General features: G+C 58.3%; 14 protein-coding genes. 4 read left to right on the plus strand and 10 right to left on the minus strand.

All coding sequences use genetic code 11. The annotated features are described in order from the left end of the window. Nucleotides 1-152: 152 nt before the first annotated feature. The 4 genes from glmU to ROO76_18630 form a co-directional block, all read right to left on the minus strand. Nucleotides 153-1607 (minus strand): bifunctional UDP-N-acetylglucosamine diphosphorylase/glucosamine-1-phosphate N-acetyltransferase GlmU, encoded by a 1455-nt coding sequence (glmU, locus tag ROO76_18615; protein ID MDT8070184.1) that lies wholly within the window; start codon nucleotides 1605-1607, stop codon nucleotides 153-155. Continuing rightward, complete coding sequence (gene yvcK, locus ROO76_18620; protein MDT8070185.1) at nucleotides 1582-2670, minus strand: uridine diphosphate-N-acetylglucosamine-binding protein YvcK; 1089 nt, start codon at nucleotides 2668-2670, stop codon at nucleotides 1582-1584. The genes glmU and yvcK overlap by 26 nt, the downstream gene beginning before the upstream one ends. Nucleotides 2671-2689: 19 nt before the next feature. Beyond that, complete coding sequence (locus tag ROO76_18625) at nucleotides 2690-3196, minus strand: tetratricopeptide repeat protein (protein MDT8070186.1); 507 nt, start codon at nucleotides 3194-3196, stop codon at nucleotides 2690-2692. Nucleotides 3197-3523: 327 nt separating this feature from the next. Beyond that, nucleotides 3524-3970: a CYCXC family (seleno)protein gene (locus ROO76_18630; protein ID MDT8070187.1), complete on the minus strand. Its 447-nt coding sequence runs from the start codon at nucleotides 3968-3970 to the stop codon at nucleotides 3524-3526. A 121-nt stretch (nucleotides 3971-4091) separates the two neighbouring features. On the opposite strand from ROO76_18630, the gene lepB reads away from it, so the two are divergent. After that, a complete protein-coding gene (gene lepB, locus ROO76_18635) occupies nucleotides 4092-4682 on the plus strand; it encodes a signal peptidase I (protein ID MDT8070188.1) in 591 nt (196 codons plus the stop codon). A gap of 344 nt (nucleotides 4683-5026) precedes the next feature. Further along, complete coding sequence (locus ROO76_18640; GenBank protein MDT8070189.1) at nucleotides 5027-5479, plus strand: nuclear transport factor 2 family protein; 453 nt, start codon at nucleotides 5027-5029, stop codon at nucleotides 5477-5479. 173 nt (nucleotides 5480-5652) lie between these two features. On the opposite strand, the gene ROO76_18645 is transcribed toward ROO76_18640, so the two are convergent. The 5 genes from ROO76_18645 to ROO76_18665 form a co-directional block, all read right to left on the minus strand. Further along, nucleotides 5653-6162 (minus strand): hypothetical protein, encoded by a 510-nt coding sequence (locus ROO76_18645; GenBank protein MDT8070190.1) that lies wholly within the window; start codon nucleotides 6160-6162, stop codon nucleotides 5653-5655. A 74-nt stretch (nucleotides 6163-6236) separates the two neighbouring features. Continuing rightward, complete coding sequence (locus ROO76_18650) at nucleotides 6237-6536, minus strand: YtxH domain-containing protein (GenBank protein ID MDT8070191.1); 300 nt, start codon at nucleotides 6534-6536, stop codon at nucleotides 6237-6239. A gap of 197 nt (nucleotides 6537-6733) precedes the next feature. Then, entirely contained in the window at nucleotides 6734-7213 is a 480-nt protein-coding gene (locus tag ROO76_18655; GenBank protein MDT8070192.1) for a DinB family protein, read from the minus strand. A 90-nt stretch (nucleotides 7214-7303) separates the two neighbouring features. Further along, entirely contained in the window at nucleotides 7304-8032 is a 729-nt protein-coding gene (locus tag ROO76_18660) for an SDR family oxidoreductase (protein ID MDT8070193.1), read from the minus strand. Nucleotides 8033-8254: 222 nt separating this feature from the next. Beyond that, on the minus strand, nucleotides 8255-8665 hold the full coding sequence (locus tag ROO76_18665; GenBank protein MDT8070194.1) for a DUF4440 domain-containing protein: 411 nt from the start codon (nucleotides 8663-8665) through the stop codon (nucleotides 8255-8257). Between the two features lie 192 nt (nucleotides 8666-8857). Between ROO76_18665 and ROO76_18670 the strand changes: the two genes are divergently transcribed. After that, complete coding sequence (locus ROO76_18670; GenBank protein MDT8070195.1) at nucleotides 8858-9391, plus strand: Hsp20 family protein; 534 nt, start codon at nucleotides 8858-8860, stop codon at nucleotides 9389-9391. A 55-nt stretch (nucleotides 9392-9446) separates the two neighbouring features. Here the strand turns inward: ROO76_18670 and ROO76_18675 are convergent, their stop codons facing one another. After that, nucleotides 9447-10481, minus strand: coding sequence for a hypothetical protein (locus tag ROO76_18675; GenBank protein ID MDT8070196.1), 1035 nt, complete (start codon nucleotides 10479-10481; stop codon nucleotides 9447-9449). A gap of 444 nt (nucleotides 10482-10925) precedes the next feature. On the opposite strand from ROO76_18675, the gene ROO76_18680 reads away from it, so the two are divergent. Then, nucleotides 10926-11118: hypothetical protein (locus tag ROO76_18680; GenBank protein ID MDT8070197.1), on the plus strand; the 193-nt coding region annotated here is incomplete at its 3' end.

Consider the following 11118-nt stretch of genomic DNA (forward strand, 5'->3'; position numbering starts at 1 on the left):
TGAGCCGTGTCCTTCATTTCTCGTGCAATTTGGGAAAGTCCCAGCCACATCAGCTGAGATCCAAAGAACAGCAGAACATAACCAACGACGGATTCCGAGATGGGAATAATAAGGACGAGGTAACTGCAAGAGACGGAATTCGTGGCTTCGCCCTAGCAGCCCTTCTTCATCATCTCTCTCTTCGTCTTAGCCCAGCCTTCTTTATTCACCTGCCGTCCTCGGCCAATCGCCAGCGCGTCTTCCGGAACATCCTCAGTAATACACGAGGCCGCTCCGACGTAAGCCCCGCGCCCAACTGTCACCGGCGCCACAAGCGTGCTGTCGCTCCCAATAAATGCGCCATCGTCGATTGTCGTCTTGTGCTTGTTCACGCCGTCGTAGTTGCAGGTGATCGTCCCCGCCCCAATGTTTACGCCTTCGCCGACTTCGGCATCTCCAAGGTAAGTGAGGTGATTCGCCTTCGAACCCTTCCCCAACCGAACCTTCTTCGTCTCGACAAAGTTCCCAACGTGCGCGTTCTCGCCGACGTGGCTCGCCGGCCGGAGATGCGAATACGGCCCGATAATCGCCCCATTCTCGACCGTAGCCTCATCCATCACGCACCCATTCCGCACCTTGACTCCGTCACCTATTCGCGAATCCTTGATGACCGAGTACGACCGGATCACGCAATCTCCGCCGACCGACGTCGTCCCGAGCAGTTGCACGAACGGCTCAAGCACCGTATCCGGTCCAACCGTCACATCGGAGTCGATCGTACAGGTCTCCGGCCTGAAGATGGTCACGCCCTCGCTCATCAGTTGCTGAGCCTTCTCTGCCCGCAACAGGGCATCCAGCGACGCCAACTCGAACCGCGTATTCACACCCAGCACTTCGTTCGAATCCGTCGCCGGCAGCACCACGACCTTCTTCCGGTCGCGCGAAAACAACTCCGCCATATCCGTCAGGTAGAACTCATGATGCGCGTTGTTCGTCGAGAGCTTATCGATTCGCGCAAACAATTCCGGCACCGAGAACGCATAGATCCCCGAATTGATTTCCCGAATCTTCTTTTGCGACGCCGAAGCCGCCTTCTCCTCCACGATCTCCGCTACTTCATCCGTGGCCCGCGCGCCCTTCTTCCTCCGGATAATTCGCCCGTACCCAAACGGATCCGGCGGAATCGCCGAGAGCAGCGTCATCTCCGCCCTTTGCGCGAGGTGAAAATCTCGCACGCGCGCGATTGTCTCTCTGCGAATCAGCGGCACATCGCCCGAAAGCACCAGCACATGATCGTATCCGCGCAGCGCCTCACGACACTGCATCATCGCGTGCCCCGTCCCTCGCTGCTCTCGCTGCTCGACAAAACCCGTGCCGTACGACGCCACCGCCTCGCGAACCCGATCCGCTTCGTGTCCGATGATGCAGTAAATGTCCCTCACTGGCACCGCTGCCGCCGCCGCGCGAATAACATGCGCCAGCAGCGGCATCCCGCCAATCCGGTGCAGCACTTTCGGATGTTTGGATTTGAGTCGGGTGCCTTTACCCGCCGCCATGATGGCGACAGCGAAACGCGGTTGTTCGGTGGACTTCGCGGAAGTCTTAGCGGTGGGCTGGCTTTTCGGCATCGGCGACCATTGTAACGCGCGCCTCGCGTTCCGCCCTGTTACGCTCGGACAGTAACTGCATCAGGTCGTGCGCGATCCGGTCGGCGTTGTGGCGCGCTATCTCACCCGGGGCCAGGTACAGTCCCAGCACTGGTTCCACTCCAAGCGCATGCACTGCGTCGACATCAACCACGATCGGCTCGGCCCCTTCCGCAGCGTACCGGTCCTGCATTTCCGGCGGAATCGGTGTTTCGTTCAGGAGCGCGTAATCGAAGAATTTGCCACCCGCGTGCCGGAACAATGCCTCGATGTGCTGCGCCGCTGTCATACCCAGGCTCTCATTCGCCTGCGTCATCAGATTCCCGACATACACCTTCAGCGCCTTCGATTTCCGAATCGCCTCCGGAATCCCGTGAACCAGCAGGTTTGGAATCAGGCTCGTGAACAGCGATCCCGGTCCAATCGTGATCAGGTCCGCCGCGGCGATTTCTTCCAGCGTGCTGGGCAGCGGAGCCGCATTCGGCGGCTCCATTTCCAATTTCAGGATCCGGCTTTTGCTGGCCGTAATCCGCGTCTCTCCGCGAACCGTCGTCCCGTCCGCCATCTGCGCCGTCAATTGCACGTCGCTTGTGGTCGAAGGAACGATATTTCCGCGCGTCTTCAGAATCTGCGACGAATCCTTCACCGCTTGCGCAAAATCGCCGCGCAGGTCCGCCAGCGCCGTCAGAAACAGATTCCCAAAATTGTGACCTTCGAGTCCCACCCCGGCCGAGAACCGATACTGGAAAAGATGCGCCATCAGCGCTTCGTCTTCTGCCAGTGCCACCATGCAGTTGCGAATGTCGCCCGGCGGCGGCACGTTCAGTTCCTTGCGCAGACGCCCGCTGGAGCCGCCATCATCTGTGACAGTAACAACCGCGGTGAGATGAGAGATGCAGCTCGGCGGTGGAGCCTCCACCGTTTGTCCCGTTAGAAACACAAGATGTTTCAGGCCGCGAAGAATGGTCGAAAGCCCGGTGCCGCCGCCCAGGCACACCACTCGATAAGCTTCAATTGCCGCCAGCGGTTGTTGCTTTAGGGTCATGCTTGGCCCCATCCCACCACTAGAGCGCCGCTCCCTCGGGATAGAGCAGTTCCGTAAATCGCGGATCGTCAGCGAGGTTTTGGAAATCCGAATCGTTACGCGCCTGGAACCGGTTCGCCGGATTTAACCTTATGGCTTCCGTCAGTCGCTGCAGTGCGTCGGGATAATGCCCCGTCAGGCATTCCAGCACCGAGAACCCATACCACGCGTAATCCAGCTTGGGATCATTCTTGATCACCCGTTCCAGCTGCTCCCGCGCGCCGACATAGTCGCCCATGTTCATTAGCGACACAGCGTAGTCGTACTGTTCGGCGGCATTGCCAAATTTCTGCGACGCCTTCGCAAGTTGCTGGTTGCAGATGTTCAGGTGCAGGCTAGCCCTATCCGAAAGCTCTTTGTTTCCCGCAGCGATCACCTTTTCCAGTAATGGCTTGGCCCTGTCGAACTTCTGCGACTGTAACGCTTTGAGCGCTTGTTCGTAATCCTTCACAACCTGCACAAGTTTTGGATCCTGGCTTGCCTTCATCGGGGGCTGCGGACGCGGTGGGACGGCAAGGATCTCTGGCTTTCTGGCCGCCGACCCCTTCACAGTATGATTCCTGTTCTTCTTTGTTTTACTTGATTTAGCCACTATATGTTTAGGTTTCACTAGAGCTTTTTTCTTCATCGGGCAGCACCCACAGGCGCCACAGTGCGCGGAACCGTCCTGCCTTACAGCCTTCATCTACAAGGAGAGCAGGGCTTGCACCGCTTTATACCGATATTGACACGCTGCGTCAACTGCACCAGCAGTGGTGCAACTCTCATGCTGGCCTACTCTAGTGGCCTTTGTTGGCGACAGGGTCGACCCCTTTTACATTTTCCCCACTCGTTCCGCGGCCTGGATCAGGTCAATCGACTGGAATTCGCCCTTAATGATTCCCGCCCGTATCTCCTTGGCAGTCTTACCCTTCTTCGTTTCGAAGTAAGCGTAATACGCTTCCTTCAGGCAGGTCGCGCAATGCGCCGCATGGTCTGACTCATAGCACGTCCGCAGGCTCTTATGCCCGATCCGGTCGCAATAGCAATAGCAGGGAAGCTGGTACAGCACTCCCGGAATCTTCTGCGCGATGTCGTAAGCCACCTGCTGATACTTCTCCGAATAGGCCTCGCCTGTCCTCTGGGACCTCGGCACGATCGGAGCCAGGTGGGCGCCTTTCGGCGGCGCCCCTATGTGGTACGCCGGAATCTCCGACTGGGCAAGCGCCACGATGGCCAACGAAAGAACCACCAGCACGCTACCAAACGCATGCTTACGCATTATCCTCACCTCGGGCAAGGATTCTATCGCAAAACAACAAACCTCTCCCACAACCCTCGCCCGGGAAGTGCGTCCAATAAGTGTCATTCCGTTGTCGGTGCGGGAGATTACAATAAAGCTAGTGATATCAGGAGACCAACCGAACCAGGAAGCACAGCCGCAACCGCACGTTGCCGCACCTGCGGCACCGGCGCTCAAGCCTCGCAATGGGATGCTGCGCTGGCTGCGCGACGTCATCATCTCCGCTGCAGTTTCCGTCTTCATCATCGTCTTTGTCTACCAGCCAGTTAAAGTCGAAGGCACCAGCATGATGCCCGGCCTCGTCGATCAGGAACGCATCTTCATCAACAAGTTCATCTACCGTTGGGAGCCCATCGAACGCGGCGATGTCGTCGTCTTCCGATACCCGCAGGACCCCAGCAAAAGCTATATCAAGCGAGTTATTGGAACCGCCGGCGACCGCGTCCGCATTGAAGAAGGCCGCGTCTACGTCAACGACCGATTGCTCAACGAGCCTTACGTTCGCCCGTCCTACCGCGACGACCGCAGCTTCCCCGAAATAACCGTCCCCGCCGACTCCTTCTTCGTCCTCGGCGACCACCGCAACATGTCGCAGGACAGCCGCGACTTCGGCTCCATCCCACAGGAATCCGTCTACGGCAAAGCCGTCTTCGTCTACTGGCCCTTCGACAAACTCGGCAAACTGCACTGAAATGGAAGGGCACGACTTCTTTCGTGCTGAATGCGCCCGTGTCAGGGTACGACTTTAGTCGTGCCGCCAAGCGCTTCACCTGCACGCGTTTCACGTTGTGAATAGTTTTGAAGGGGCACGCCTTCAGGCGTGCCGTTAAGCTGCCCCATTGATCGGGGCTTTAGCCCCTGAGGGGAGCTCTCGGGTCAATGACATCTACGTTGGAAACCCCGGTGCCCAGTTGGATAGATTATGATATGGTCGCCATCTCATAAACAATCGTCCCAGTACCCGCTTTTCCGCCCAATCCTTTCGACATCTGCCAACATTCCTGTACTATTTCGCCAAACGAACCGGGAGGCTCTATGCGTCGCATCATCTTGGCAGTCATGCTGTGCGGTTTCGCAGGCTCCACCCTCGCGCAGTCCGACTCCGTCAAACAAGCGCTCCTCAAAGCAGACCGCGACTTCAACCAGGCCACGCAGGAGCACCGTCTCGACGGCTGGATGCAGTACATGGACGAGAACGGCGTCGTTCAGCGGGACAAGCCTGTCGTCGGCACGGAAGCCGTTCGCGCCGCCTTGAAAGATCAGTGGGCCGATCCCAACTTCCACCTCGCTTGGAATCCTGACGAAGCCTACGCCATGCCCGGCAACCGCATGGGCTACACCCGCGGCCACTGGACCCTCACCACCAAAGACAAGGAAGGGAAGTCCCTCAAGATGACCGGCCAGTACCTGACCATCTGGCGCCAGAACAAAGAAGGCGATTGGAAGATCATCTGGGACGGTGGCTCCGCCGATCCACCAAAACAATGAAGTTCAAGGCACAAGCTTCAAGGCACAAGAAAAGAAAACTCTCGTGCCCCACCCTTATCGCGAAGCGATAGGGTGGGGTTTTTCTGGTACCTTGCACCTTGTACCTTGCACCTTCCGCCCCCAAAACAAAATCGGCGACCTCTCGGCCGCCGACTCCATCTCAAAGCCCCTCTTTAGATAAACATCTCGTCCTGCGGTACCGCGTCGCGCTGACGCCGCACCTTGCGTCCGCCAACGTACTCGCCGACTCCCGCCAGCAGTCCCGTCACCACCGCCGACATTTGCCGAACCGGTGACAGCACCACGTGGTGCACGGCTTCCGCCGTCTCTTCCACGCGATCCATCGACCGGCTGACGATTTCGTCGGCGCGTATCACCTGCAACCGCGTGCGGTCCACGATATCGTTCAGCGTGACGTTGATACGTTCCGATTGCTCGCGCACCGTCGTCGACGTGGCATGCAGGTTGTCGATGATGGTCGTGACCTTCGGCCGATACTCGACGATCATCTCGTTCGCCTGCGTCAGAACCGGGATGGCTTTTTCCTCGACCTGTTTCGCCAGCGCTTCCACTTTTGCCGACGTTTTCTTCGTCGAGAAGTACAACGCCGCGAGGATCAGCATTTGCAGCACCACCGCGACCGCGGTGACGATAATGAATGCCGTTATCAGTGATTCGTTCATGGTGTCTCGTTGTTCGGTGCCCCACATCTGCCGTAGTGAGCAGATGTGGGTTTAGATGTGGGCCTTTTTCACGACTATACCTTTTCCGGCTCTGCCTTAGCCTCGCGATATGCCTGGCGTCCGGCTTCCACCGCGTTGCGAATCTGTTCCTTCTGCGTGGTCACAACTTCCTTGCCGCGATCCACCCACTGGTTCGCCTGGGTCTTGTACTGCTTCGCGCGGTCCTTCACATAATCGGAGCTTTCCTGGGCATAACGAGCGATGTCGTCGCGCGTCTCCTTGCCCGCCTTCGGAGCATACAGAACTCCCACCGCTGCGCCGATGCCGAGCCCCGCCAGAAACCACAGAATTCCACTGCCGCTGTCGTCAGCCATAAAGACCTCCTGAATGTATTCCAAGCATCCGATGGTAGCACCGGAACTCAGGCCGGGCAATTGGAACCCAGAGCTCTCACAGCCGAGAGTACAAGTACGAAAATCAACAGCTCAGTCGTCTCGCGAAAGTTCGCGGTACGTGGTGCTCCAGCTTCACGCGCCGCAGTTGCGCGTTAACCTGGGTCTTTTCGCCTTTGCTATTTGCTAATGCCTAATTGCTTCTTCAAAACCGCCATCTGTCCCGCGTGATACAGCCCATGCTGCGCCGCCCCGTGCAGCATGACCGCGTACGAGTAATCTTTCGAAGGCACCTGTTCGTTGAGTTTTGCGGAAGGGAACTCTTCAATCGCCTTTGCCAGCCTGTGTGCCGACTCAACCATCGCATCCCTCGTCTGTTTCCACCGACTCTCGCTCAGATCGTCCGGCAATGGTGGCCAGTCATCACTCCCTGTCAAATTGTGATCCCCAAGAACCTCGCCCGCCATCCGTCGCCGCACAATGTCGAACCACGCCATCACGTGCAGCGTCAGCTCCCAAATCGAATGCACGCCATCCTTCTTCGCCCGCGCCGCCTCGGCATCAACGTCCCGCAAAATCTCTCCCAGAGCCGGCCCATGCCACGCATCCCCATCGCACGCCCGCCTCACCGTATCCGCAAGATGCTGCGATTCCGTCATCGAAACATTTCCCTTCTATTGTCTCTTGAAACTGAAAAAATATTGCTCGCCGCAACCGTCGGCCTGGTACCCAGCACCCGGGATCCGCCTTTACGGCTTCCTGGTTGGCCGCACAATAATCTCGCTCACAAACGACTCCGGCGCCTGCGTCACCAGCAACTCCACGATTCTTGAGATATCTCCAGGCCTCAGCATCTTCTCCGGATCCTTGCCCGCATAGTGCGACCACCCCGTATCCGTCGACCCCGGACATATCAGCGAAACCCGAATGTTGTAATTCCTCAACTCCTCGGCGATCGAATACGACAGCCCGTTCAGCCCCCACTTCGACGCCGCGTACGCCGCCCCTTTGGGCAGCGGGTTCTTCGACGCAATGCTCGAAATATTGATGATGTGCCCGTACTGCGCCCGGATCATCAGCGGCGCAAACGCCTTCACGCAATAGAATGCGCCGCGCAGGTTGGTATTCATCACGTCTTCCCAATCCTGCAAATCCATCTCGTGCAGCGGCTGCCCGAAGCACCCAATCCCGGCGCTATGCACCAGGATGTCGCACCGCCGGCTCTCCTTATTCACGAACTCCGCCAGCTCTTCAACATCTCGCCACTTGCAGACGTCCGCCTGATACCCCACGCAGTTGCCGCCCGCCATCCGAATCTTATTGGCCGCCGCGTCCACCGCCTTCTGCGAGCGGCCCGCGAGGTAAACCATCGCTCCCAACTCCGCCAGCCTCTGCGCAATCGCCGCCCCAATCCCGCGACTGCCGCCTGTCACCACCGCCACCTGATCTCGAAGAACCGCCTGGGTTCCACCGGCCATTCGTTCTCCTTCTTACTGACTTATTGAACCGTCATCCTGAGCGAGGGAGGACTCCCGCGCGTTTTGTCCAGCGCCGGAAACCGGAGTCGAAGGACCTGAATCGGCTCTTCCTCCAGCAACTACTCTTTGGATGCACACCCACACCGCGACCGCGCTCTCCCAACGGCCAGCCAGTATATTCGGGAACTCTCAGAACGCAAACAGGGGGCTCGAAGATCGCCCTCACCCTACCGGCTGCGAGAAGTGCTCGTGAAAAATCCTCAACCTTCCATCCGGATCCAGCGCGAAAACCTGGGTCGCGCGCCCATCCCGGATGTCTTCTTCCACCGTCTTCCCCAGCGCATCAGTCCGGCTCGCATGAAACCGGAACATGTACGCCGCAATCGCCGCCGACTCCCCAAGCAGCACAACCTCGATTCCTTCGACCTTGGCCTCAATCCTTCCGCCGCCGCCAAAATACTCACGCTGGCGCCTGATCGCCGCCATCCGTCCCGGCTCCGACCGCTTTGACGTCGAACTGAACCCAACCGACTCGTGGGCGTAAAACTCGCTGAGCGTCGCCGCATCTTTATCCGTAAACGCCTTCCAGTACCGCGTAATCTCGGCCTTAACCTGCTCGGGTGAGAGACTCATACAGGCAGAATGCCACGCCAGCAAGGTCCGGTTCAAGAACGGTGTCCCGCAGCTGCGCGTTCAACCTCCCTCCTTTTCCACACCCAGAGACGTTGAACGTACTCACATTCGGCGCTATCGTCGACTCCTCACCTCAGACCAATCGTCGATCTTTCACATCTGCCAATTCCGCGCCACTACCAGGGAGACGTTATGACCTTGAAAAAGACCAGCGGCAACGTAGCCGTCGCATCGTCGGTTATGAGCGGCCCAGACACCTCCAACGCGATCGACCAGCAAATCCACGATTTCCGTCACCGCATCGCCCAGCGAGCTTTCGACCTCTGCTCCCAGCGCGGCTGGATCCACGGCCACGACCTCGAGGACTGGTTGAGAGCCGAAGCCGAAATCCTCACACCTGCCGCCGTCGAGATCGTCGACAACGGCGAAGAATATAACGCCGAAGTCGAAGTCCCCGGCTTCCGCGAGCAGGACCTGGACATCCTCTGCGACACCAACCGGATCCTGATCCGCGGCAACACCGAAAAGAGCAGCCGCCAGAAAGACCAGAACGGCCGCGTGCTCTACTCCGATCGCCAGTCGAACATGATTTTCCGGGTCATCGAATTACCGCAGGAAGTCAAACCGGAAGACTGCGAGGCTGTCGTGCGCGACGGCGTCCTCAACCTCATCCTTCCCAAAGCACGCGCCAGCAAACCAATGAAGGTCCAAGTCCGCGCAGCCTAATTGCTTGTGTGCCCTGCATCTGCTGAATTCGCAGGTGTGGGGCACGACCCACCCCCTATTTCGTCCCTCCCGTCGTTTCAACGAGTTGCGGAAATTTTCCCGGAAGATCCATGAGGGGGCTGGGGTTAAATCTCAAAATACTGTTGGCGTAGGGTATAGCGTCGATTTTTGAGGTGTCATCCTGAGGGGAGCGACGTGAGTCGCGGAGCCGAAGAACCTTTTGTTTCTCTTCAGAGGGCACGATCTGCCGTCGCGCTTCGGCGCGACTCGGGGGAAATTTGGGCGGTGCGCTTTCCCCGGGCTCACGCCCGGGGCTACTTTCTCGGAGCGAGTGAGTGCCGGTCTCGGGGATCGGGGTGGTATTGAGGGCGGTGGCTTCGGTCGGGGAGAATGCAGGTCCCTCGACTACGCACGCTGACGCGTGCTCCGCTCGGGATGACGAATCAGATGCTACGCACGCTGACGCGTGCTCCGCTCGGGATGACGAATCAGATGCAGGTCCCTCGACTACGTCGCTTCGCGACTCCGCTCGGGATGACGAATCATCTTTTTCGGTGGATTGAGAGCGTTCACAAACGAGGCGCTCGCCTTCGCGGTGGTAGCCGGCGGGGAGTTTGGGGAGTTTGCGGCAGTCGCGGGGAGAGAGGCAATCGTCTTGTTTGCGGCAGGCCGCGCATTTTTCTTTGGCGGGGCGCATGGCGCGGGCCCGTTCCATTTCGAGTTCCATGTCGAGTTCGGGGCATTCGCGGACGGCTTCCGTGGGGCAGAGACCGACACGAGGGATACGGGCCTGGAGCGCTAGTTGGAGCGAGTAGAGCAGGGCGGTGCCCATTTTGACCTCGATGCGGTGGTCGAGGAGGCCGCGCTGGATTTCCATGATGGAGACGAGGATGGCTTCGGGGCCGTCGAGGAGTGGGAGTTCGACACCCGAGTTTTTATTCATGCCGACGGGGCCGCCGAGGCGGATGCGGCGCTGGTCTCGCTTTTGCCACTGGTAGTGGAAGTAGCAGAGAGTGTGGTGGCGTAAAGCCGGGGAGCCGCATTTGATGCCGTTGGTTTTGATGTGGGTGCAAAGGCGAAGAGCAGCCATGGGAAGCTCCTTGTTGGGTACCGGGTGCCGGGTAAGACGTCACAGGTCGCAGGTCCCAGGTCGCAAAAGACCGCAAGCGAACGGGTACCGGGTACCGGGTGCCGGGTACCGGGTCAAAAAAGTCGGAAGGCAAAGGGAAAAGGGCAGAACGGAAAAGCCGAAGCTCTTCAGTTTTGCCCTTTTCCTTCTGCCCTTTGACTTGCTTTTTTCTCTCTATTTTCAGAATAGCAAATTGGGTATGGCTACTGTGACATCATGGCGGAATTTATATTTTGATTGGAATGAGACGCTTGCGGCGAAAATGACAGATTTTGTCTCTTGACAGGGTTTTTCCCGAAATGGGAAAGCCAGTGGATACAGTCTGGAGAATCCAGAAATCGGCCTTGATTTATGTGGTTTCGATCCAGCGGTCCATTCTAAAAAACCGAGAACAACCTCGCTGTTATGAAGAACTACTACTTTAAAACCGCCTGCCTGGTCCTGGTTCCGGAGGGTTGCGCGATTGCGCAAAGCAATCTGACGAATGTGACCTGGACGGTATCGGATACGCAGAACGTAAGCATCAGCAACGTGCATGACGCGACCTACGGCGTAGCTACATGTATAAAGCGCGACATCGGGGCCAGTCACGGGGACG

This window comes from Terriglobia bacterium, assembly GCA_032252755.1.
In the GTDB taxonomy this organism is placed as follows: domain Bacteria; phylum Acidobacteriota; class Terriglobia; order Terriglobales; family Acidobacteriaceae; genus JAVUPY01.

Bases quoted from the DNA above. Each gene is read 5' to 3' on its own strand.
- glmU (MDT8070184.1), bottom strand. From the start codon at position 1,607: ATGCCGAAAAGCCAGCCCACCGCTAAGACTTCCGCGAAGTCCACCGAA.
- yvcK (MDT8070185.1), bottom strand. From the start codon at position 2,670: ATGACCCTAAAGCAACAACCGCTGGCGGCAATTGAAGCTTATCGAGTG.
- ROO76_18625 (MDT8070186.1), bottom strand. From the start codon at position 3,196: ATGAAGGCAAGCCAGGATCCAAAACTTGTGCAGGTTGTGAAGGATTAC.
- ROO76_18630 (MDT8070187.1), bottom strand. From the start codon at position 3,970: ATGCGTAAGCATGCGTTTGGTAGCGTGCTGGTGGTTCTTTCGTTGGCC.
- ROO76_18640 (MDT8070189.1), top strand. From the start codon at position 5,027: ATGCGTCGCATCATCTTGGCAGTCATGCTGTGCGGTTTCGCAGGCTCC.
- ROO76_18645 (MDT8070190.1), bottom strand. From the start codon at position 6,162: ATGAACGAATCACTGATAACGGCATTCATTATCGTCACCGCGGTCGCG.
- ROO76_18650 (MDT8070191.1), bottom strand. From the start codon at position 6,536: ATGGCTGACGACAGCGGCAGTGGAATTCTGTGGTTTCTGGCGGGGCTC.
- ROO76_18655 (MDT8070192.1), bottom strand. From the start codon at position 7,213: ATGACGGAATCGCAGCATCTTGCGGATACGGTGAGGCGGGCGTGCGAT.
- ROO76_18660 (MDT8070193.1), bottom strand. From the start codon at position 8,032: ATGGCCGGTGGAACCCAGGCGGTTCTTCGAGATCAGGTGGCGGTGGTG.
- ROO76_18665 (MDT8070194.1), bottom strand. From the start codon at position 8,665: ATGAGTCTCTCACCCGAGCAGGTTAAGGCCGAGATTACGCGGTACTGG.
- ROO76_18670 (MDT8070195.1), top strand. From the start codon at position 8,858: ATGACCTTGAAAAAGACCAGCGGCAACGTAGCCGTCGCATCGTCGGTT.
- ROO76_18675 (MDT8070196.1), bottom strand. From the start codon at position 10,481: ATGGCTGCTCTTCGCCTTTGCACCCACATCAAAACCAACGGCATCAAA.